We start from the raw sequence: 22,282 nt of genomic DNA, 5'->3' as shown, positions 1-22,282 counted from the left end.
GGGGTCTACCGGCGGGGTGATGTTTGGTGGGTAAGGTTCCGGCGGGACGGAGTCCATGTCCGTCGCAGCGCGAGGACGAGCAAGAGAGCCGAGGCCCAGGTCTTCCTCCATCGTCTCATGGAGGAGCACACCCAGGCGACGCGTGGTGAGCCCGTCGTCCGGCATCTCATAACGGACGCGATGGAGCGGTTCTTCGAGGAGACGACGCTCAAGGCTGGGACGGTCGAAACCTACCGCTACAACAGTCGAGTCCTCACTCGATTGCTCGGGCACCTCCATCTCGACGAGATTGATCGGCGCGCGCTCGCCGACTTCGTCGCGACCCGGAAGCGGACCGGTGTCACCGATGCGACAATACGGCGGGACCTCGCACTCATCGGATCGATCTTCACGGCAGCAATCCGGTGGGGCTGGGCGGACACATCACCGGTCACACGGTTCAACAAGAAAACACTGCGGGAGAGCAGCCCGCGGACGCGCTTCCTGGCCCGCGAGGAGTTCGCCCGGCTCCACAACGCGGCATCCGCCGACCTCAAGCCGATCTTGGTGCTGGCCGTTGAGACGGGCTTGCGCAAGGAGGAACTCCTGAGCCTGACACTGCCAAGCATCGACTTGCGCCGTCGTGAGCTTCGCCTGACCCTCACCAAGACCGGCCGCCCAAGGCAGGTGCCGCTTTCGACGAGGGCACTGGAGACGATCAAAGAGCTTCTCGAACGCTCTCGTCCTCGTTCGCCCTACCTGTTTTGCAAGTCAGACGGGGCACGGGTCGGTGACCCGAAGAAAGCGTTTGGTGGGGCATGCCACCGAGCGGGGATCGAGGATTTTCGATTCCATGATCTGCGCCACACCTACGCGTCATGGTGGGTGCAAGATGGGGGTGACCTTTATCGCCTCAGCCGCATCCTCGGCCACACGACACTCCAGATGAGCAGTCGCTACGCGCACCTCCGTACCGACGACCTGCACGAGGAGCTTGAGCGCGTTACCCGTAGGCGGTCACGAAAACGGTCACAGGAGCGCCAGATCGAAGCTGATGGATCGTCCATGCCCATGGGGGAAGACCATCCGTAATAATGGGCCAAGCCGTTGATCCACAACGGTCTAAGATCATCCAGGATGGTTGGTAGGAATGGCGCGCCCGAAAGGATTCGAACCTCTGACCCCCAGATTCGTAGTCTGGTGCTCTATCCAGCTGAGCTACGGGCGCCTGTCACTGCGGCGGGGCTTGGCCCGCCGGTGTGAAGGGGCTTCTAGAGGCTCGGATCGGGCTTGGCAAGACCGTTTGTGCCGGCCCTGCAGCGCCGCCGTTAGGGGGTCCGGGCACTCGCGCGGACCCGCTCCTCGGCGGCAAGGATCGCGTCCGGGGTGCCGACATGGAGCCATTGGCCGTCGAGGCGCATGCCCGACAACCGGCCGGTCGCGATCGCCCGGTCGAACAGGAGGTTGAGCGAGAAGGCGCCCTCCGGCGTGTCGGCGAAGAGGCTCGGGGTCAGGATCGCCACGCCCGCATAGATGAACGGGGCGACCTCACGCTCGCCGCGGCGCTCTAGGCGTCCGTCCGCGTCCATGACGAAATCCCCGGCCCCGTCGTAGCCCAGGCTGGTGGCGGTGGGGGCGACCAGCAGCAGGGCGTCCATGCGCTCCGGATCCCAGGCGTCGATCAGCCGGCGGAGGTTGGGGGCCGGGCCTTCGAGCCAGAACGAATCCGAGTTCAGCACCACGAACGGCGCGTCGCCGAGCAGCGGCAGCGCCTTGCGGATGCCGCCGCCCGTCTCCAGCAGCGCGGCGCGCTCGTCCGAGACCTGGATGGCGGGCCCGTCCGTCCGGCGGGCGAGATGCCCCTCGATCAGGTCGGGCAGGTAGTGGACGTTGACGATCGCGGTCTCGATCCCGGCCTCGGCGGCCCGGTCGAGGGCGTGGTCGAGGAGTGCCTTGCCGGCCACCTCCACCAGGGGTTTCGGCACCGTGGCGGTCACCGGCCGCATGCGCTTGCCCAGGCCCGCGGCCAGCACGAACGCACGGGTGACGGCGGGGGCGGGCGCGCTCATGCGGGGATCCGGATCAGGCTTTGCGAGTCGTGGTTTCAAAAGGTCGTCGACCTTTTGCGGGTGCAGGGCAGAGCCCTGCGTCAGACCTAAGCCTCCTCGGCCGCGGCGACGAGGCCCGGCAGATGCGCCGCGTGCCAGGCCCGCAACTCGGCCAGCGCCGGATGGGCGAGGTTGCGGGCGAGATAGCCCTCGATCCGCGGCAGGTGGGCGAGGTAGCCGGGCTTGCCGTCCCGCCGGTCGAGCCGGGCGAAGATGCCCAGGATCTTGGTGGCGCGCTGGGCAGCCAGCAGGGCATAGGCGGTGGCGAAGGCGCCGACATCGAAGGCCGGGTCCCGGCTGCGGCGCTCGCGGGCGTAGAGGCCGAGCAGCCGCAGTTCGAACTCGGCGCTGGTGTCGACCCGGGCATCCTGCAGCAGCGAGGCGACGTCGTAGGCCGGGTGGCCCATCACGGCGTCCTGGAAATCGATCAGCCCGACCCGCTCCAGCCCGTCGCGTTCGGGCAGCCAGATCAGGTTCGGCGAGTGGTAGTCGCGCAGGGTCCAGGTGGCGCGGTCGGGCACCGCGTTCTGCAGGGCCGCGCGCCACAGGGCCACGAACTCCGACCGGGCGCCCTCCGACAGGGCGACGTTCCGGATCGCCGGGGCGTACCATTCGGGCATCAGCTCCGCCTCGAACAGCAAGGCCGCCGCGTCGTAGACCGGCAGGACGTGCTCGATGCCGTCGGCCACCGGCAGCACCGCCGGCAGCGGCGTGGCGTGGAGCTTGGCGAGCAGGCGCACTGCCTCGGTGTAGCGCTCGGGCCGGGGCGCGCCGCCCTCGACCACGGGCTCGCTGCCGAGATCCTCGAGGATCAGCAGGCCCTCGGGCAGGTCCTCGCCGTAGATCTTGGGCGCCGAGAAGCCGAGCGCCCGCAAGCCGCGGTCGAGGGCCACGAAGGCGTGGACGCTCTCGGCCAGGTGCACGATCGCGCTGTAGGGTTTGCCGTCGCGGACCGGCGGGCCGTCGGGCCGGGGCGGGGCGATCATCAGCACGGCGCTGGTGCCATCGGGCTTGGTCAGGCGCTCGTAGGCGCGGGACGAGGCATCGCCCTGCATCAGGGTGCGCTCGGCGATGTCCCAGCCGCTGCGGTCGAGGAGGCGGCGCACCGCCCGGGCCCGGTCGAGCCGGGCGCGCATGCCGCCGGTGCCGTCGATCCGGGCGAGGCGCGCCTCGGCGCCGAACTCGGCGCGCAGGGACAGATCGATGGTGAGCACCGGCCCGTCGCGGGGGGGCATCCGGTCGGGCCACTCGACCAGGGTGATGGCGTCCTCGGCCATCTCCTCGAAGCCGAGCTCCACCAGCTCGTCGGGGTCGCGCAGGCGGTAGAGGTCGGCGTGGACGATGGCCCGGCCGTCGCGGGCCGTGTAGGGCTGGATCAGCGTGAAGGTCGGGCTCGGCACCTCCAGGCGCGGGTCGCCGGCGAGCTCGCGGATCACCGCCCGGGCCAGGGTGGTCTTGCCGCCGCCCAGGCCGCCCGAGAGCGCCACGACGTCGCCGGGGGTCAGGAACTCGGACAGGAACAGGCCGAGATCCTCCGTGGCCGACTCCTCCGGCAGCACGAATTCCCAGGGGGCCGGCGCCGATGCGCCCGCCTTCTGTTCGTCCCGATCGTCCCCGTCCAAAGCCCGCCTCCGAGACCCGAGGGCGCATGGTCCGAAAACGGGCCGCGGATGCAAGCGTTTCCGGCCCGGGCGGCGCGCTTCCCGCCGGGCCGGTGCATCGAAACCACGCTTCGCGGACTCTTCGCGCGTTCGTCGCGGGCTGAGAATGCGCTGCGCCGCCGTTTGCTGTTCCCGCGAAGAATTGGCTGGCTTATCTCTTGCTATCGTGCGGTCTCCGCGTGTCCTGGCCGAGCCGGGACCGCGGGCCGCGTTCCGCACCCGGCGCCGACCGAGTCCCCCCTCGTCGGTCCCGGTGCCGGGTGCGCACCCCGCCCGGGGTGGGGTGGGGCCGCACGCCGCCGGCGGCCTCACCCGAACCAGCCTGACACAGGACCATGGAGCCAAGCATGAAGCGCGCCGACCTGACCGAGAAGCTCCTCGACATCAAACGCGAGAAGGGCTGGAGCTGGGCCCATATCCACGAGGCGATCGGCGGCCTCTCGCCGTTCCTGATCACCGCGGCCTGCATGGGCCAGATGAAGCTGCCCAAGGCCCAGGCCAAACGGGCCGCCGAGCTGTTCGGCCTGACGGTCGCCGAGGAGCGGATGCTCAACGAGGCGCCCTATCGCGGCTCGATCCCGGCGATGCCGCCCACCGACCCGCTGATCTACCGGTTCTACGAGCTGGTGATGGTCTACGGCACGACCTTCAAGGAGCTGATCCAGGAGGAGTTCGGCGACGGCATCATGTCGGCGATCGACTTCAACATGGAGATGGCGCGCGAAGCCAACAACAAGGGCGACCGGGTGAAGCTGACCATGTCGGGCAAGTTCCTGCCGTACAAGTATTACGGCAACGACGACGACACGCCGGAATACGGCTTCAAGGAGGGCTGAGGGGCGGCGCTCACGCCGCCGCCGCGCCCTCCGGCTCCAGATAATCCTGCACCGGCTGCGCCGGCCCGCTCCGCAGCAGCACGTAGAGGAACGGCACCAGCAGCAGGGTCGCCGGGGTGGCGAAGGCGATGCCGCCCATCACGGCGCGGGCGAGGGCGGCGTTCTGCTCGCCGCCCTCGCCGGTGCCGAGCGCCATCGGGATCAGGCCGAAGAACATCGCCGAGGCGGTCATCAGCACCGGCCGCAGGCGGGTCTCGCCGGCGGTGATCGCGGCTTCGAAGGCGCTGCAGCCGGTTTCCTCCCGGTGCTCCTTGGCGAAGGTGACGAGCAGGATCGAGTTCGCCGAGGCGATGCCCACGGACATGATCGCCCCGAAGATCGACGGGATCGAGAACGCGGTCCCGGTGATGAACAGCGCGAAGGTGATGCCGCAGAACGCCATCGGCAGGGCCGCGATCACCACGAACGGGTCGCCCCAGCTCTGGTAGTTCACCGCCATCAGCAGGTAGACGGCGATCAGCGCGATGCCTAGGCCGATCTCCAGGCGCAAGAAGGCGCTGCGCATGTTCTCGATCTGGCCGCGCACCGCGATCGTGTCGGGCGCTTCGAGGTTCTTCCGCTCGTCCTGCACGATCGCGTCGATGTCGCGGGCGACCGAGCCGAGATCCCGGTCCTGGACCGAGGCGAAGATGTCGAAGGTCGGCTGGATGTTGACGTGGTTGATCACCGTCTGGGTCGGCACCCGGCGCAGGTCGGCCAGGCTCGACAGCAGGGTCAGCACCCCCGGCCCGGTGCCGGAGGTCGCGGCCGCGCGCACGAACATCGGCGTGTTGCGCAGGTCGGTCAGCGAGGCGTTGCGGTATTCCGGCGTCTGCACCCAGAGCTGGTAGGGGATGCCGGTCTTGGGGTCGGGCCAGAAATTCGGCGTCACCTGGTAGCTGCCCGACAGCGAGATGTTCATGTTCTGCGCCACCTGCTGCTCGGTCAGCCCGAGTTCGGAGGCCAGGCGCCGGTCGACGTCGACGTAGAATTGCGGCTCGTTGACGATCTGCTGCAGGTGGACGTCGACCAGGCCCTTGGTGTGCTTGAGCCGCTGGACGATCCGCTGGGCGACCTCCAGGTCCTTCTCCTTGTGCCGGCCGGAGACCTGCACGTCGATCGGCGTGATGACGCCGAAATTCAGGATCTGGGTGATCATGTCGGCGGGCTGGAAATAGACGATCATGTCCGGGAAGCGCTTCATCAGCACCTCGCGCAGGCGCTTCATGTAGCCGGCAACCGAGCCGTGGCCCTCCTTGAGGCTGATCAGCATCTGGCCGTCGTTGTAGGAGACGAACGAGCCGTCCGAGAAGGCGAAGTTGTAGTTGATCGAGGGCAGGCCGATATTGTCGAGGATCTGCTCGATCTCACCCGGCGGGACCACCTCCCGGACCGTGTCCTCGACGTCGGCGAAGACCTGCTGGGTGGTCTCGATGCGCATGCCCGTGCGGGTGCGCAGGTGCATGGTCATCTGGCTCGACTCGATCTGCGGGAAGTAATCCTCGCCGACGAAGACGAACAGCAATCCGGTCATCCCGAGGACGAATCCCACGAGGCCCAGGGTGACGATCCGGTGGCCCAGCACCGCGTGCAGCAGGCCGACATAGCCCCGGTGGAACCGGGTGAAGCCGCGCTCGAATGCGCCGTGGGCGCGCCCGGCGAGGCGGAACAGCGGCGCGGAGACGAGGCCGAAGGCCCGGGCGATGCGGCCCTGGCGGGGCGGGGCGCGCGCGGCCCGGTCCTCGCCCTGCGTCTCGCCCCGATCCTCTCCGTGGCCCTCTCCATGGTCCTTGGCGTGCTTCTGCCGGTATTCCGGCGCCACGATCACGTCGATCATGAGCGGCACCAGGGTGCGCGACAGCAGGTAGGAGGTCAGCATCGCGAACACGACCGCGAGCGCCTGCGGGGTGAACAGGTATTTCGGCGTGTCGGTGAGGGCGAACACCGCCGTGAACGCCGCACAGATCGACAGGGTCGAGATCAGCGCCGGCTTGGCGATGCCGGCGGCGCCGTGGACCACGCTCTCGCGGAACTCCTCGCCCTCCTCGAACAACCGGTAGGTGTTCTCGATCGCCACCGTGGCGTCGTCCACCAGGATGCCGACCGCCAGCGCCAGGCCGCCGAGCGTCATCACGTTGATGGTCTCGCCGAGCGCGGCCAGCACCGCGAGCGAGGTCATCACGCAGAGCGGGATCGAGATCAGCACGATCAGCGTCGAGCGCCACGAGCCCAGGAACAGCAGGATCGCGAGGCCCGTGAGCCCCGCCGCGATGGCGGCCTCGTGCAGCACGCCCTCGATGGCGTTCGAGACGAACACCGACTGGTCGAACAGCGGCTTGATCGCCATCCCCTCCGGGGCGGCGGCCCGGATCGTCGGCATCGCCGCCTTGACGTTGTTGACGACGTTCAGGGTCGAGGCGTTGCCGTTCTTGATCACCTGCATCAGCACGGCCTGGCCGCCTTCGGCCCGGACCACGTTGATCTGCGGCGGGCCGCCGTCCCGGACATAGGCGACGTCGCGGACCAGAACCGGCTGGCCGGCCACCACCTTGATCGGCGCGAGGTTGAGGGTCTCGATCGAGGGCGGCGTGGCGTTGAGCTGCACCGGGTATTGCTGCTCGCCGATCTTGGTGAGGCCGGACGGCACCGTGAGGTTCTGGGCCGTCATGGCGTTGGTGACGTCGAGCGGCGTCAGGCCGAGCGCCTGGAGGGCGTTGAGGTCGAGATCGACCATGATCTGCCGGGGGGCGCCGCCGAACGGGGCCGGCAGGGTCGAGCCCGGCACCTGCGCCAGGGTCTGCCGGATCCGGTACTGGGCGTAGTCGTAGACCTGGTTCAGGCTGTCCTTGGCCGAGGTCAGCGCCAGCTGGATCACCGGGACCGAGGAGGCCGAATACCGCACGATGATCGGCGGCTGCGTGCCGGTCGGCATCACCGCGCGGATCGAGTTGGTCGAGGACACCACCTGGGCGATGGCCAGATCGATGCTGACCGTCGGGTCGAAGTAGATCCGCTGCACCGCGGTGCCCTGGAGCGTGGTCGACTCCATGCGACGGATGTTGTTGACGTTGTTGGAGATGCCGTACTCGGCATAGGTGGTGATGCGCTGTTCCATCTCCGGCGTGGACAGGCCGGTATAGGTCCAGACCACGACGACGACCGGGATATCGACGACCGGCAGCACGTCCTTGGGCGTGACGATCAGCGCGCCGACGCCGCCGAGCATCATCAGCACGGCGAGCACGTAGGTCGTGATCCGGAACTTGAGAGCGTAGAGGACGAGGCCCATGCGGTCTCCGCCGGCCGGCGCCGGGCCGGCTTGTTCGCATCGCGTACCGGCGCATCTGGCACCGGGCCTGTTTCGCTAGCATGTCCGGACAGGCAAGGGACGGGCCGCGACGCCGCAGGGGTCGGGCCGCGCTACGGGCGGCGATGGTGATGCGGCATCGGCGGATGGGGCGCAGGTCCCCTCTCCCCGTACGCGGCTCGCAGAGGCACGCCTCTTCGAACGCATGAGGCACAGGCCCCCTCTCCCGTGCGGGAGAGGGGGCCTGTCGCGGTCTGCACAAAACGATGTTTGAACATCGTAGCCCCGCATACAGGGGAAGGCCTGCACGGACCTCGCCGTCCGTGCGGGAATCTCAGGCGCCGCCGACGCGGCGGCGAGGGGGACGGCTCAGCGCAGCAGCGCCGCCTTGTCCACGTGCAAAGCCGCGGCGATCTCGTCGAGCGCCTTGTGCTCGACCGCGCTGATGCCGCCGAAATCGGCCACGTCGGCGCCGATCAGGAAGACGTCCTGGCGCTGGTCGATCGGCCGCTCCGCGATGGCGCCGACCAGGCGCAGGTTCTCCAGCCGGCCGGCGCGGGTCTTGGCCCGGGCGATGGCCTCGTAGAGCTCCTGCTCGACCCGCAGCGTGTCGTAGGACTTCTCGAGGATCGGGTTGGCGCGGATGCCGGTGATCGCCGATTCGATCTCCTCCTCGGCCACGTCGCCATCGGCCACGATGACGTTGGCCGCGGCCGAGACGGCGGCCTGAAGGAAGACGGCATCGCCCGCATACGACATGATCGTGCGGCCGAACCGAAGGATGGCGTCCTGGAAAATGCTCATGCCGACCTCCCGTGCGGTCGGAGATGGCGGATATTGTGGCGGCCGAGTCAAGATCCGGCCGCGCTTGGGCCGGGGACTGACAGTCTGCGCGCAATTTATGGTTTCGCGGGCCGGCGCATTGTGGGCGTCGCATCCGGTCTCTGGTTGAAGGCGGCCGTCCGCCTTCTCCGTCATTGCGGGCACAGCGAAGCAACCCAGCGCAGCGCGCGATCCCCGAAGGTGGCGCGTCCCTAGGTTGCTTCGCTGCGCTCGCAATGACGGTGCGAGACCGCAGGCCCCGCACCGTTTGACGCCGGCGTCGCCCCCTTCAGCAGCAGCGGAACCCCGACGTGTTCCCCACGCCGAAGCGGGCGTTCTCGCGATTGCGGAAGAACTCCAGCTCGGTCATCGGGGCCTGGTCGGGATGGGTCCGGCGGATATGGGCGGCGTAGGCCGCGTAATCCCCCTGCCCCACCATCAGCCGGGCGCCGTCGCAGACGCATTTGGACAGCGTCCGGAGGCGGCGGCGCAGGCTCTGCGGTTGCTCCATGGCGGTCCCTACTCGGCCGCGGCCAGGCGCGGATCGGTCTCGCGGGCGGTCCAGCGATCGGCGCGCCACGCCTTCAGGCAGGCGGCGATGCCGAAGCCCGCGATGGCGACCACGAGGCCGATGAACAGGGCCGCCAGCACGGCGTCGATCCGGTCGTTGAGGATGATCTGCGCCATCTGGTCGGCGGTCTTGGCCGGGGCCAGGAGCTTGCCCTCGGCGGCGGCCGTCGCGTAGCGCTCGGCATGGGCCAGGAACCCGATCTTGGGGTCGGCGGACATGATCTTCTGCCAGCCGGCCGTGAGGGTGCACAGGCACAGCCACGCGGTCGGGATGACGGTCACGAACGCGTAGCGCTCGCGCTTCATCTTGAAGATCACCACGGTGCAGAGCGTCAGCGCCACCGCGGCCAGCATCTGGTTGGAGATGCCGAACAGCGGCCACAGGGTGTTAATGCCGCCGAGCGGGTCGGTCACGCCCTGGTACAGGAAGTAGCCCCAGGCGCCGACCGCGATCGCGGTGGCCGCGATGCTCGGCCCCCAGGAGGTGGTGTTCTTGAACGACGGCACCGCCAGGGCGACGAGGTCCTGCACCATGAAGCGGCAGGCGCGGGTGCCGGCATCGACCGCCGTGAGGATGAACAGGGCCTCGAACAGGATCGCGAAATGGTACCAGAACGCCATCATCGCCTTGCCGCCGATGGCCGAGGAGATGATGTGGGCCATGCCGACCGCGAGCGTCGGGGCGCCGCCGGCCCGGGAGATGATCGTGCGCTCGCCGACATCCGCGGCGGTCTGGGTGATGATGTCGGGCGTCGTGGTGAACCCGAGCTTGGTGACGGCCGCCGCCGCGGTCTCCGGCGTGGTGCCGACGAGCGCCGCGGGCGAGTTCATGGTGAAGTACACGCCCGGGTCGATCACGCAGGCCGAGACCAGCGCCATGATCGCCACGAACGATTCCATCAGCATGCCGCCGTAGCCGATGAAGCGGGCATCCGCCTCGCTGGCGATCAGCTTCGGCGTCGTGCCCGACGAGATCAGGGCGTGGAAGCCCGAGACCGCGCCGCACGCGATGGTGATGAACAGGAACGGGAACAGGCTGCCGGCCCAGACCGGCCCGGTGCCGTCGATGAACTTGGTCGTCGCGGGCATCTGCAGGTGCGGCGCGACGACCGCGATGCCGAGCGCCAGCCCGACGATAGTGCCGATCTTGAGGAAGGTCGAGAGGTAGTCCCGCGGCGCCAGCAGCAGCCAGACCGGCAGGATCGAGGCCACGAAGCCGTAGCCGATCAGCATCCAGCACAGCTGCGGGCCCGTGAAGGTGAAGGCCGGGCCCCAGACCGGGCTCGCGGCCACCGAGCCGCCGCCGAGGATCGCCAGCATCAAGAGGACGAAGCCGAGGACCGAGACCTCGCCGATCCGGCCCGGGCGGATGTAGCGCGCATACACGCCCATCAGCATGGCGATCGGGATCGTCGACATCACCGTGAAGGTGCCCCACGGGCTCTCGGCCAGCGCCTTGACCACGATCAGCGCCAGCACGGCCAGCAGGATCACCATGATCAGGAAGGTGCCGAACAGCGCGATGATGCCCGGCACGGTGCCGAGCTCGGCCCGGATCAGCTCGCCGAGCGACCGGCCGTCCCGGCGCATCGACACGAACAGGACCATGAAGTCCTGCACCGCGCCGGCGAGCACCACGCCGGCCAGGATCCACAGCATGCCGGGCAGGTAGCCCATCTGCGCGGCGAGCACCGGTCCGACCAGCGGGCCCGCCCCCGCGATCGCCGCGAAATGGTGGCCGAACAGGACGCTGCGGTTGGTGGGCACGTAATCGAGCCCGTCGTTGTGGCGCACGGCCGGCGTCGCGCGCTTCGGGTCGAGGCGCATCACCTTGTCGGCGATGAATTTCGAGTAGTAGCGGTAGGCGATGAGGTAGACGCAGACCGCCGCGACCACGACCCAGAGGGCGTTGATCGTCTCGCCGCGCTGGGTCGCCACGATCGCCAAAGCCGCGGCGCCGAGCGCTCCCACGAGGGCCCAGGGCCCATGGTCGCGGAGTTGCCTGCCGAGCGCCGTACCCATCTCGTCCCTCCCAGAACGCCGCCTCGGGCTCGGACGGCTCCGGGGAGCCGCCGGCCGGGATTCGTTGATCCCGTGCGACAGGTCCGGTTTATCCTATCGGCCTCCCGTTGACGCAAGCGATCCGAACTGTGATGCAGCGCCCGAGACCGCACGATGAACGCTATGTGTAACGGCGGACATCTGTAACTGAGCCGTTTTCCTCGACCGGACCGGACCATGGAAACCCGACGCCGCTCGCCGCTGATGTGGCTCCTGCTGCTGCCCTTCCTGGGGCTCTTGTGGGTGCCGTTCTACAACCAGCGCGATCCGGTCCTGTTCGGCTTCCCGTTCTTCTACTGGTACCAGCTGGCCTGGGTGCCGCTCACCTCCCTGATCCTCTACCTCGTCTACCGGGGCGTGCGCGATGACCGCTGATCTCGACATCCCGGCCCTGTCGGTCTTCGTCTTCTTCTTCCTGCTGGTGACCGTGATGGGCTTCGTCGCCGCCCGCTGGCGCCGGCCCGAGACGCTCGCCCATCTCGACGAGTGGGGCCTGGGCGGCCGGAAGTTCGGCACCTGGATCACATGGTTCCTGATCGGCGGCGACTTCTACACCGCCTATACGGTCATCGCGGTGCCGGCGCTGGTCTACGCGGTCGGCGCCTACGGGTTCTTCGCCCTGCCCTACACGATCATCGTCTACCCGTTCGTGTTCGCGGTGATGCCGGTGCTGTGGCAGGCCGCCAAGGACAAGGGCTACGTCACGGCGGGCGACGTCGTGTACGGCACCTACGGCTCGCGGGCGCTCGAACTCGCGGTCGCCGTCACCGGCGTGATCGCCACCATGCCCTACATCGCGCTCCAGCTGATCGGCATGGAGGTGGCGATCAAGGCGCTGGGGCTGCACGGCGAGTTCCCGCTGATCGCCGCCTTCCTGGTGCTCGCGTTCTACACCTACTCGTCCGGTCTGCGGGCGCCGGCGCTGATCGCCTTCGTCAAGGACATCATGATCTACATCGTGGTGCTGGTGGCGGTGGCGATCGTGCCGTCGAAGCTCGGCGGCTACGCCGCGGTGTTCGACGCCGCCGACGCGGCGTTCAAGGCCAAGGGCTCGGGCGGCACGCTGCTGAGCCCGGCGCAGGTCCTGCCCTACGCGTCGCTGGCCCTCGGCTCGGCGCTCGCGGCGTTCATGTACCCGCACACGCTGACCGGCATCTTCGCCTCCTCGGGGGGCAACACGATCCGCAAGAACGCGGTGCTGCTGCCGGCCTACACGCTGCTGCTCGGGCTGCTCGCCATGCTGGGCTACATGGGCCACGCGGCGGGCCTCAAGGTGACCAGCAACAACGACGTGGTGCCGGCCCTGTTCAAGACCCTGTTCCCGGGCTGGTTCGCGGGCTTCGCCTTCGCGGCCATCGCCATCGGCGCCCTGGTGCCGGCGGCGGTGATGTCGATCGGCGCGGCCAACCTGTTCTCGCGCAACGTCTGGAAGGCCTACGTCAACCCGAACGTCACCCCCTCGGGGGAGGCGCAGGTCGCCAAGATCACCTCGATGCTGGTCAAGATCGGCGCCCTGGTGGCGATCCTGGTCCTGCCGACGCAGTTCGCCCTCGATCTGCAATTGCTCGGCGGCTTGTGGATCCTGCAGACCCTGCCGGCCCTGATCTTCGGGCTCTACGTGTCGTGGTTCCGCGCACCGGCCCTGCTCGCCGGCTGGGCGGTGGGCTTCGTCGCCGGCAGCCTGATCGCGTGGTCGGACGGGCTGAAGCCCCTGCACACCCTGACCTTCGGCGACGCGAAGCTCACGCTCTATACCGGGCTCCTGGCGCTCGCCGTGAACATCGTCGTGGCGGTGGTCGTGAACGCCGCGCTGACCCTCGGCGGCCGGAACCCGGCCGTCGCGGCCGGCCGCTGAGCCACCGTTCGGGATCGCGCCGGAGCGATCCGGCGGTCGTTAAGGAGAGCACAATGGCGAAGGTCGCATTCCTGGGCCTCGGCGTGATGGGCGGCCCGATGGCCGGCCACCTCGCCAAGAAGGGTGGCCACGACGTCACCGTCTACAACCGCACCACACCGAAGGCCGAGGCCTGGGTGAAGACCTACGGCGGCGCCTCCGCGGCCACGCCCCGGGAGGCCGTCGCGGGCGCCGAGATCGTGTTCGCCTGCGTGGGCAACGACGACGACCTGCGCAGCGTCGTGCTGGGCGATGACGGCGCGCTCGCCGGCATGAAGCCCGGCGCGATCTTCGTCGATCACACCACCGCGTCGGCCGAGGTCGCCCGGGAGCTCGCCGCCGCCGCCGAGGCCAAGGGGGCGGGCTTCATCGACGCCCCGGTCTCCGGCGGCCAGGCCGGCGCCGAGAACGGCGTGCTCACCGTGATGTGCGGCGGCGCGCCGGAGACCTACGCCAAGGTCGAGGCGGCGATCGGGTCCTTCGCCCGGGCCTGCCGGCTGATGGGCCCGGTGGGCTCCGGCCAGCTCACCAAGATGGTCAACCAGATCTGCATCGCCGGCCTGGTCCAGGGCCTGTCCGAGGGCGTCCACTTCGCCAAGCGCGCCGGCCTCGACGTGGAGGCGGTGCTCGACGTGATCTCCAAGGGGGCCGCCGGCTCCTGGCAGATGGAGAACCGCGGCAAGACCATGAACCAGGGCAAGTTCGACTTCGGCTTCGCGGTCGACTGGATGCGCAAGGATCTCGGCATCCTGCTGGACGAGGCGCGCCGCAACGGCGCCAAGCTCCCGGTCTCGGCGCTCGTCGACCAGTTCTACGCCGAGGTGCAGGCCATGGGCGGCAACCGCTGGGACACGTCGAGCCTGGTAGCGCGGCTGGAGCGCTGAGGGCGGCGTTTTTTCGTCTGCCCGCGCAGGCTGAAACAGGGCGCGCGGCTTTCCCTTCCCCTTCTGCGGGGGAGGGAGAACCGCAGTGCCTCCCGTATCTTATGTCGACCTCGAAGTGTGAAGCCGTAAGCCCGTAAAGGGGGAGGGAGAGCCGCCTGCGGCCCGCTAAGCCCCGGCCCTCACAACGCAGCCGCCGCCTCCGGATCGAGCCAGCGCCAGTCCGTTCCCATCTGGTGGCGGAACCACGTGAATTGCCGCTTGGCGTAGGCCCGCGTATCGGCCTGGCCGCGGGCGATCGCCTCTTCCAGCGAAAGCGTTCCGTCGAGATGGGCGATCAGGCCCGGCACGCCATGGGCGCGCATCACCGGCAGCATCGGATCGAGCCTTCGCGACCGCAGGCGGGCGACCTCGTCCAGCGCGCCCTCCGCGATCATTGCCCGGAAGCGGGCGTCGATTCGGGCGCGCAGCACCGCGCGATCGGGCGCCAGGAAGATTCTTTTGAGACTCCAGCCGGCCAGGGGGCCGGGCACCGGGTCGCCGTAGAAGCTGGCGATCGGCCGGCCAGTGGCAAAAAAGATCTCCAGGGCGCGCATCACCCGCATCCGGTCGCTCGGGCGCAGGCGGGCGGCACCCTCGGGGTCGTGCTGGGCGAGGTCGGCGTGCAGCGCCTCGGTCGGGCGCCCCTCGGCCTCCTCCCGCACTCGCGCGCGCACCGCCTCGGGCACGGGCGGCAGCTCCGAAAAGCCCTGCTCCAGCGCCCGGAAGTACAGGCCGGTGCCGCCGACGAAGACCGGCAACCGCCCGTCGAGCGCCGCGAGCAGCGCCGCCGCGTCGCGGGAAAAGTGCCCCAGCGAATAATTCACGGCGCCGTCGACATGGCCGTAGAGCCGATGGGGCACCTGCGCTTCCTCCTCGGGCTCGGGCCGGGCGGTGAGGCGGCGCAGGTCGCGATACACCTGCATGGAATCGGTGTTGATCACCACGCCGCCGTGGCGCAGCGCCAGCCGGGCGGCCAGCGCTGACTTGCCCGAGGCGGTGGGCCCTGCGATGAGGATCGCCGCCGGGCGCCCCCCGGTCTCCTCCCGGTCTGGCAAGGCGAAACTCCACGATGCTGGTCGCGGTCCTGATAGCAAACCCGGCTCGGCCGTCCATCACCGACGCGGTTCTGGCCGAGGCGCGCGCCGTGCTGCGGACGGAGCACCAGCCCCGGATCCTGCACGGAGAGGTCGCCGCCGAGGTGCTGGTGCCGGGCGATCCCGCCGATGCGGGCGCCCTCACGGAGCGGCTGCGGAGCGCGCTCTCGGGCGAGCCGATCGACCTCGCCGTGCTGCCCGCCGACGCGCACCGGCGCAAGCGCCTGTTCCTGGCCGACATGGATTCAACCATGATCGAGCAGGAATGCATCGACGAGCTCGCCGGGACGCTCGGCCTCAAGGACCACGTCGCGGCGATCACCGAGCGGGCGATGCGCGGCGAGATCGCGTTCGAGCCGGCGCTCCGCGAGCGCGTCGCGCTCCTGAGGGACATCCCGGTCGCGGCGGTCGACGGCCTGATCGCCGATCGGCTCAGCCTCACCCCGGGCGGCCCGACGCTGGTGCGGACGATGCGGGCGCACGGCGCCCGGACCTGCCTGGTCTCGGGGGGCTTCACCCTGTTCACCGGCCCGATCGCCGGGATGATCGGCTTCGAGGCGCACCGGGCCAACGTGCTCGGCGTCGCGGACGGGCGGCTCACCGGCACGGTGGAGGACCCGATCGTCGGCAAGGCGGAGAAGCGCGCCGCGCTGATCGAGTTGCGCGAATCCCTCGGGCTCGGCCCCGCGGAGACGCTCGCGGTGGGTGACGGCGCCAACGATCTCGACATGCTGGCGGAGGCCGGCCTCGGTGTCGCCTTCCGGGCCAAGCCCGCGGTCGCGGCCGCCGCCCGGGTCCGGATCGCGCACGGCGACCTCACCGCGCTCTTGTACCTGCAGGGGTATGGGGCGGCCGAGTTCGTGGCTTGAGGGGTCAGTGGATCAGGATCCGGGCGAGCGTGACGACGGCACCCAGGAGAGCCACCGTCTGAAAGCCGATCGCACCGAAGATCCAGCGCACCATCTCCATCTTGGCAGAAGCGATCGCGCCTTTCGTCGTTTCGATATCCGCCTTCATCTCGAGGCCGAGAGCCTTGATATCGGCTTTGGTGGAAACGCGCAGATTCTCGCTATCCGCCTGCGTCGTTAGCCGCAGCGCCTCGATATCGGCGCGGGTCTGGATCTTCAGCGCTTCGATATCGCCGCGAACGGCCTGGATTTCAGCCTGAACGTCGCGGATGTCAGCCTTCGTCGCGGGGGTTCCGTCAAAGACATCGACCAGCGCATCCGCCAAGCCCTCGGCCTGCTCGGGTGACAGCTTCGCCTTCTCGCGCAGGGCGCGGGCGAACTTCAGGGTGTCGAAGGCGACGGCTGTCATGGGGTTCGAGTGCGTCCGAGCCGCTTCGACTCGCGACGCCAGTGTGCTGCACGGATCTGCCGCGTCAATGCGGCCTCCGCCAACCCCTGTCGAGCCGCCCGGCCCTGACCCGAAAACGCGAAGGCCGCCGCATCCTTCCGGAGCGACGGCCCTCAGCCTCTCAGGGAAGGACCAGATCAGTCCAGCCCGATCGCCACGAAGCGCACGTCGCCGGTGGCGCTCGCCACCAGCAGCAGGACCGACTTGCGCCCGTCCTTCTTGAGGGCGTCGACCCGCTTGGTCACGTCGGCGGGGGTGTTCACCGCCTCCTGGCCGACCTCGACGATCACCTCGCCGGGCTGGATCCGCTTGTCGGCGGCGGTCGAGTTCGGATCGACCCGGGTGACGACCACGCCCTTCACGGTGTCCTTGATCCCGAACTTCTTGCGCAGCTCGTCGGTGATGCCGGAGAGGTTGAGGCCCAGCGCCTGACGGGTCGCGCTCTCGGGCTCGGGCTGGCGCAGGTTGGCGAGCTGCGGCTTGTCGGTATCGTCGAGCCGGCCGAGGGTGACGGGCTTCGTCACCTCCTCGCCCTTGCGCATCACCACCACGTCGACCTTCTGGCCCACCGGGGTCGAGGCGACGATGCGTGGCAGGTCGCCAGACGCCTTCACGGGGGCGCCGTTGAACTTCAGGATCACGTCGCCGACCTCGATCCCGGCGGTCTTGGCCGGGCCCTTCTCGTCGACGCCGGCCACCAGGGCGCCGCGGGCGCCGCCCTTGAGGTTGAGCGCCTCCGCGGTGGCGTCGTCGACGTTCTGGATGCGGACGCCGAGCCAGCCGCGGCGGACCTCGCCGAAGTCGCGCAGCTGGTCGATCACGGGCTTGGCCGTATCCGACGGGACCGCGAAACCGATGCCCACCGAGCCGCCGGTGGGCGACAGGATCGCCGTGTTGATGCCGATCACCTCGCCGTCCATGTTGAACAGCGGGCCGCCGGAATTGCCCTTGTTGATGGCCGCATCCGTCTGGATGTAGTTGTCGTAGGGGCCGGACTCGATGTTCCGGCCGCGGGCCGAGACGATGCCGGCCGAGACCGAGCCGCCGAGGCCGAACGGGTTGCCGATGGCGATGACCCAGTCGCCGGGGCGCATCGTGTCGGAGTTCCCGAACGGCACCGCCTTCAGCGGATGGTCGGCGGCGGGCTTCACCCGCAGCACCGCCAGATCGATCTTCGAATCCTTGCCGACGATCTCGGCCTTCAGCTTGGTACCGTCGTGCAGGATCACCTGGATGTCGTTGGCGTCGCCGATGACGTGGTTGTTGGTCACGACGATGCCCGAGGCGTCGATGATGAAGCCGGAGCCCAGCGAGTTCGACTTGCGCTGCTGGCGCGGCGTGTCGTTGTCGCCGCGCTCCCCGCCCTTGCCGCCACCGCCGCCGCGGCGGTTGAAGAACTCCTCGAACAGGTCCTCGAACGGCGTGCCCGGCGGCAGTTGCGGCCCGGCGCGGCTGCTGCGCGCCTCGACCGTGGTGGAGGCGGAGATGTTGACCACCGCGTCGGTGACCTGATCGGCGAGGTCGGCCAGCGAGGCCGGCCCCTTGGCGAAGGCGGGGGCCGGCAGGGCGGCGGTCGCGACGGAGGCGCCGACCAGGATCGCCGCCATCAGGGAGCGGGCGCGGGAGCGGGGCTGCGCCTGCGCGCGGCCGAAAGGTGCCCGGGGGGCGCTCGCGACGGGGTGCATGGTCGACCTCTTCAAGAACGCGGTTCCGGTTTCGCGGGCCGCCGACCGGAATCGGCCGCCCGCGGATTGTCCTGCATCGTAGTCCGCTGGCGCCGGGGCGCCAGCCGTCAGCGCGTCGCGCCGGTGGAGGCGGTCGGGTCCGTGGGCCCGCGGGGCGGACGCGGCGCCGAAGCCGTCGCCCGGCCCTGCGGGTCGCTGAAGTAGCGGAAGAAATCCGAGCTGGGGCTGATCACCAGCCGCGTGTCGGAGCCCTTCAGCCCGGTCTCGTAGGCCTGCATCGAGCGGTAGAAGCTGAAGAAGTCCGGGTCCTTGCCGAACGCCTCGGCGAGGATCCGGTTCTTGTCGGCATCGCCCTGGCCGCGCAGCTGTTCGGATTTCTGCGTCGCCTCGGCGAGGATCACCGTGACCTCGCGGTCAGCCTTGGCGCGGATCGTGGCGGCGCTCTGGTCGCCGTTGGCGCGGATGTCGGCGGCCTCGCGCTCGCGCTCGGTCTTCATCCGCCGGTAGACCGCGGCCGAGTTCTGCGCGGGCAGATCGACGCGGGTCATGCGCAGGTCGACGATCTCGACGCCGAGCGCCTTCGCCTGCCGGTTCACGTCCTCCTGGATGTTGTGCATCAGCTGGCCGCGCTCGGTCTTGACGATGGCGTCGCGGGTCGAGCGGGCGAGCACGTTGCGCAGGCTCGAATTGGTGAAGCTGGCGAGCCGCTGATTGGCGAGCCCGATATTGCCGACCGCCTGATAGAACCGCAGCGGATCGAGGATCCGGTAGCGCGCGAAGGCGTCCACCTCCAGGTTCTGCCGGTCGGCGGTGAGCACCGTCTGCACCGGCAGGTCGAGGTCGAGCACGCGCTTGTCGAAGATCACGACGTTCTCGACGAACGGCACCTTGAAGTAGAGGCCGGGCTTCTCCTCGCCGGTGGCGTTGAGCACGGCGCGGACACGGCCGAATTGCAGCACGAGCGCCTGCTGCATTTGGCCGACGGTGAAGATCGAGGCGTAGAGCCCGATCGCGACGATCGCGGCGACCGCGATCAGGCCGGTGCGGAGGGCCTGTTTCATCGGGCGGCTCCCGTGGCGGCCGGGGATTGGGCGCGGGCGCCGAACTCGGTGAGCGGCAGCACCGGCAGGACCCCGGCGGCGGTGCCCGAGCCGGGCTGCGCGCCGTTCTGGTCGATGATCACCTTGTTCACGGAGCCCAGGACCTTCTCCATCGTCTCCAGGAACAGCCGCTCGCGGCTGATGGCCGGGGCGGCCTTGTAGGAGTCGTAGACCTCGCTGAAGCGGGCGGCCTGGCCGATGGCGTCGGCCGTCGCCTTCGTCCGGTAGGCCTCGGCCTGCTGGAAGATCTGCGACGCCCGGCCCCGCGCCTGCGGCACTTCGCGGCTGGCGTAGGTCTTGGCCTCGTTCTGCGCCGTGTCGGCGTCCTGCTGGGCGGCATTCACGTCGATGAAGGCCGGCCGGACTTCCGGCGGCGGGTTGACCGAGACGAGCTGGACCACCTCGATGCGCACGCCGGCGCCGTACTCGTCCAGCGCCTTCTGGACCATCTCCTTGACCTCCTGGGCGATGCTCGACTGCTCGTTGGTGAGGATCGCCTGGATGTTGCGGCGGCCGATCACCTCGCGCATCGCGCTCTCGGAGATCGCCTTGATGGTGCCCTCCGGGTTCTGGAGGTTGAACACGAAGTCGGAGGCCTTGAGCGGGTTGATCCGCCACTGCACCTCGAAGTCGAGATCGACAATGTTCTCGTCACCGGTCAGGATCAGGCTCTCGTCCGGCACGTCGCGGTTGCGGCCCTGGCCGCCCGGTCCGGCGCGGAAGCCGATCTGGATGGAGTTCTGCGAGCCGACATCCGGCTTCACGACGCCGCCGATCGGATAGGGGAAGTTGTAGCGCAGGCCTTCGCCCTTGGTGCCGACGTAGCGGCCGAAGATCGTCTCGATGCCGACCTGGCGCGGGTAGACGGTGTAGAAGCCGGTGGCGAGCCAGACCGCGACCGCGAGCGCCCCGATCACCGCGGCGCTGCGGCCGCCGCCGATGCCGCTCGGGCCGCTGCCGCCATAACCGCCGCCGGTGTTGCCGCCGCCCGGAATCAGGCCGCGCAGGCGGTCCTGCCCGCGCCGGAGCAGGTCCTCAAGGTTGGGCGGGGTCTTGCCGCCGCCGCCGCCACCCCAGGGGCCGCCGCCGTTGCCGCCGGGCCGACCCCACGGGCCGCCGCCGCCACCGCCGCTCTGATTGCTCCACAGCATCCTAGCCGTCGTCTCCTGCCTGCCCGCACCCGGTCCGCACGCAAAACGTGCTCCCCGGGCCGCGTCTCCCTGCCTGAACGGCCACGCTCGCCCGCCTCATCCCGCCCACCGGACCGCTCGCGCGGCGGACGGGCTCGATCGGCGGCTAAACGCCTGCGCGGACGTCTCTTCTCGCGAGGCCTGGGGCCTCATGAGAACGCATGCCCGACAGGCACCTGCGGGTGTGCGCCCCATGCTGTCAAGGCTGGCAGGTGGGCACGCACCGGCCGGAACACAACCGCGGCGGCGCGCCTCAGCAGATGCGCACCCAATCGACGAACGCGAAGGCGTGCGCGTCGCGCGGGCCGGCCGGGTGCGCCTCGCGGAACGTCTCCCGGAACGCGGTGCGGTCGAAGGCGGGAAAGCGCACGTCGCCCTCGGGCTCGGCCTCGACCTCGGTGAGGTGGAGCCGGTCCGCGTGCGACAGGGCCAGCGCGTAGATCTCCGCCCCGCCCACCACCATCAGCTCCGGTGCGGCCGCGGCCGCGAGCGCGGCGTCCCAGTCGTGGACGGTCTCGGCGCCCTCGGCACGGAAGCCGGGATCGCGGGTGAGCACCAGGGTGCGGCGGCCCGGCAGCGGCCGGCCGATCGAGGCCCAGGTCCGCCGGCCCATCAGCATCGGCTTGCCCATGGTGAGCGCCTTGAACCGCTTGAGGTCGCTGGACAGGTGCCAGGCGAGCCCGTTGTCGCGGCCGATCACGCTGTTGCGGGCGATGGCGGCGACCAGCGAGATCGTGGTGCTCATACCGCCACCGGCGCCGCGATGGCCGGGTGCGGGTCGTAATCCACGATGGTGATGTCCTCGTACCGGAAGGCGAACAGGTCGCGGATTTCCGGGTTGAGCTGAAGCCGCGGCAGCGGGCGCGTCGCCCGGTCCAGCAGGGTCCGGGTCTGCTCCAGATGGTTGCGGTAGAGATGCGCGTCGCCGAACGTGTGCACGAAGTCGCCGACCTGAAGGCCGGTCACCTGGGCGATCATGTGGGTCAGGAGCGCGTAGCTCGCGATGTTGAACGGCACGCCCAGGAAGGCGTCGGCCGAGCGCTGGTAAAGCTGGCACGAGAGGCGCCCGTCGCTCACGTAGAACTGGAACAGGCAGTGGCATGGGGCGAGCGCCATCCGGTCGAGATCCGCCGGGTTCCAGGCCGAGACGATCAGGCGGCGGGAATCGGGATTGCGCCGGATCTCGTCGAGCAGCCAGGCGATCTGGTCGACGCTGCCGCCGTCGGGCTTGGCCCAGGAGCGCCATTGCCGGCCGTAGACCGGGCCGAGATCGCCCTTCTCGTCGGCCCACTCGTCCCAGATCGTCACGCCGTTGGCCCGCAGGGCGGCCACGTTGGTGTCGCCGGCCAGGAACCAGAGCAGTTCGTGGATGATCGAGCGCAGATGCAGGCGCTTCGTGGTCACCAGCGGGAAGCCCGCGGCGAGATCGAAGCGCATCTGATGGCCGAACACCGAGAGCGTCCCGGTGCCGGTGCGGTCGTCCTTGGCCACGCCCTCGTCGAGGATGCGCCGCAACAGGGTGTGATAGGCGTCCATCGGGCATTCCTGCGCGTGAGCGTGGCATCCGGCAAGCGCGCGGCCAGTCTATCCACCATCATCGCCGGTGACGAAGCGGGCCGAGTGTCGTCCCGCGCTCAGAGGCTGTGCGTTTTCCTAT

19 protein-coding genes and 1 tRNA gene are annotated in these 22,282 nt (G+C 69.6%); 6 read left to right on the top strand and 14 right to left on the bottom strand.

Features of this window, described 5'->3' with window-relative positions:
• Window positions 1-1,071: tyrosine-type recombinase/integrase (locus MKL11_RS18790; protein WP_243946125.1), on the top strand; the 1,071-nt coding region annotated here is incomplete at its 5' end.
• A gap of 59 nt (window positions 1,072-1,130) precedes the next feature.
• On the opposite strand, the gene MKL11_RS18785 is transcribed toward MKL11_RS18790, so the two are convergent.
• The 3 genes from MKL11_RS18785 to tsaE form a co-directional block, all read right to left on the bottom strand.
• A tRNA-Arg gene (locus MKL11_RS18785) sits at window positions 1,131-1,207 on the bottom strand.
• 100 nt (window positions 1,208-1,307) lie between these two features.
• Complete coding sequence (locus MKL11_RS18780) at window positions 1,308-2,048, bottom strand: nucleotidyltransferase family protein (protein ID WP_243946115.1); 741 nt, start codon at window positions 2,046-2,048, stop codon at window positions 1,308-1,310.
• Window positions 2,049-2,134: 86 nt separating this feature from the next.
• Window positions 2,135-3,709, bottom strand: coding sequence for a tRNA (adenosine(37)-N6)-threonylcarbamoyltransferase complex ATPase subunit type 1 TsaE (gene tsaE, locus MKL11_RS18775; protein ID WP_243946113.1), 1,575 nt, complete (start codon window positions 3,707-3,709; stop codon window positions 2,135-2,137).
• Between the two features lie 386 nt (window positions 3,710-4,095).
• Between tsaE and cynS the strand changes: the two genes are divergently transcribed.
• Window positions 4,096-4,584, top strand: coding sequence for a cyanase (gene cynS / locus MKL11_RS18770; protein ID WP_147856983.1), 489 nt, complete (start codon window positions 4,096-4,098; stop codon window positions 4,582-4,584).
• A gap of 10 nt (window positions 4,585-4,594) precedes the next feature.
• Here the strand turns inward: cynS and MKL11_RS18765 are convergent, their stop codons facing one another.
• The 4 genes from MKL11_RS18765 to MKL11_RS18750 form a co-directional block, all read right to left on the bottom strand.
• Window positions 4,595-7,912, bottom strand: coding sequence for an efflux RND transporter permease subunit (locus tag MKL11_RS18765; protein ID WP_243946107.1), 3,318 nt, complete (start codon window positions 7,910-7,912; stop codon window positions 4,595-4,597).
• 387 nt (window positions 7,913-8,299) lie between these two features.
• Window positions 8,300-8,734: a tellurite resistance TerB family protein gene (locus MKL11_RS18760; protein ID WP_243946105.1), complete on the bottom strand. Its 435-nt coding sequence runs from the start codon at window positions 8,732-8,734 to the stop codon at window positions 8,300-8,302.
• A gap of 307 nt (window positions 8,735-9,041) precedes the next feature.
• On the bottom strand, window positions 9,042-9,263 hold the full coding sequence (locus MKL11_RS18755; RefSeq protein ID WP_243946103.1) for a YbdD/YjiX family protein: 222 nt from the start codon (window positions 9,261-9,263) through the stop codon (window positions 9,042-9,044).
• 8 nt (window positions 9,264-9,271) lie between these two features.
• On the bottom strand, window positions 9,272-11,344 hold the full coding sequence (locus MKL11_RS18750) for a carbon starvation CstA family protein (RefSeq protein ID WP_243946101.1): 2,073 nt from the start codon (window positions 11,342-11,344) through the stop codon (window positions 9,272-9,274).
• A 216-nt stretch (window positions 11,345-11,560) separates the two neighbouring features.
• On the opposite strand from MKL11_RS18750, the gene MKL11_RS18745 reads away from it, so the two are divergent.
• Genes MKL11_RS18745 through MKL11_RS18735 form a run of 3 tightly spaced genes read left to right on the top strand, consistent with a single transcriptional unit; the run spans window position 11,561 to window position 14,161 of the window.
• On the top strand, window positions 11,561-11,758 hold the full coding sequence (locus tag MKL11_RS18745) for a DUF3311 domain-containing protein (protein ID WP_243946099.1): 198 nt from the start codon (window positions 11,561-11,563) through the stop codon (window positions 11,756-11,758).
• On the top strand, window positions 11,748-13,238 hold the full coding sequence (gene mctP / locus MKL11_RS18740) for a monocarboxylate uptake permease MctP (RefSeq protein ID WP_243946097.1): 1,491 nt from the start codon (window positions 11,748-11,750) through the stop codon (window positions 13,236-13,238). The genes MKL11_RS18745 and mctP overlap by 11 nt, the downstream gene beginning before the upstream one ends.
• Window positions 13,239-13,291: 53 nt before the next feature.
• Window positions 13,292-14,161, top strand: a complete 870-nt coding sequence (locus MKL11_RS18735) for an NAD(P)-dependent oxidoreductase (protein WP_243946095.1) — start codon at window positions 13,292-13,294, stop codon at window positions 14,159-14,161.
• A gap of 179 nt (window positions 14,162-14,340) precedes the next feature.
• Here the strand turns inward: MKL11_RS18735 and miaA are convergent, their stop codons facing one another.
• Complete coding sequence (gene miaA, locus MKL11_RS18730; RefSeq protein WP_243946092.1) at window positions 14,341-15,255, bottom strand: tRNA (adenosine(37)-N6)-dimethylallyltransferase MiaA; 915 nt, start codon at window positions 15,253-15,255, stop codon at window positions 14,341-14,343.
• 14 nt (window positions 15,256-15,269) lie between these two features.
• Here miaA and serB point away from each other — a divergent pair, with 14 nt between their 5' ends.
• Entirely contained in the window at window positions 15,270-16,163 is an 894-nt protein-coding gene (gene serB, locus MKL11_RS18725; protein ID WP_243946090.1) for a phosphoserine phosphatase SerB, read from the top strand.
• Between the two features lie 4 nt (window positions 16,164-16,167).
• Here the strand turns inward: serB and MKL11_RS18720 are convergent, their stop codons facing one another.
• The 6 genes from MKL11_RS18720 to MKL11_RS18695 form a co-directional block, all read right to left on the bottom strand.
• Window positions 16,168-16,611 carry a DUF1640 domain-containing protein gene (locus tag MKL11_RS18720; RefSeq protein WP_243946088.1) on the bottom strand — a complete coding sequence of 148 codons (444 nt, stop codon included), beginning with the start codon at window positions 16,609-16,611 and terminating at the stop codon, window positions 16,168-16,170.
• 176 nt (window positions 16,612-16,787) lie between these two features.
• Window positions 16,788-18,335, bottom strand: coding sequence for a DegQ family serine endoprotease (locus tag MKL11_RS18715; protein ID WP_243946087.1), 1,548 nt, complete (start codon window positions 18,333-18,335; stop codon window positions 16,788-16,790).
• A gap of 107 nt (window positions 18,336-18,442) precedes the next feature.
• A complete protein-coding gene (hflC, locus tag MKL11_RS18710) occupies window positions 18,443-19,396 on the bottom strand; it encodes a protease modulator HflC (protein WP_243946085.1) in 954 nt (317 codons plus the stop codon).
• Window positions 19,393-20,586, bottom strand: coding sequence for an FtsH protease activity modulator HflK (hflK, locus tag MKL11_RS18705; RefSeq protein WP_243946082.1), 1,194 nt, complete (start codon window positions 20,584-20,586; stop codon window positions 19,393-19,395). Before hflK ends, hflC begins: the two co-directional genes overlap by 4 nt.
• 292 nt (window positions 20,587-20,878) lie before the next feature.
• Window positions 20,879-21,370: a dihydrofolate reductase gene (locus tag MKL11_RS18700; RefSeq protein WP_243946080.1), complete on the bottom strand. Its 492-nt coding sequence runs from the start codon at window positions 21,368-21,370 to the stop codon at window positions 20,879-20,881.
• Window positions 21,367-22,161, bottom strand: coding sequence for a thymidylate synthase (locus tag MKL11_RS18695; RefSeq protein ID WP_243946078.1), 795 nt, complete (start codon window positions 22,159-22,161; stop codon window positions 21,367-21,369). Before MKL11_RS18695 ends, MKL11_RS18700 begins: the two co-directional genes overlap by 4 nt.
• Window positions 22,162-22,282 lie beyond the last annotated feature (121 nt).

Source organism: Methylobacterium sp. J-077 (assembly GCF_022829365.1).
Classification (GTDB): domain Bacteria; phylum Pseudomonadota; class Alphaproteobacteria; order Rhizobiales; family Beijerinckiaceae; genus Methylobacterium.
This window is presented reverse-complemented; position numbering and strand designations above follow the sequence as displayed.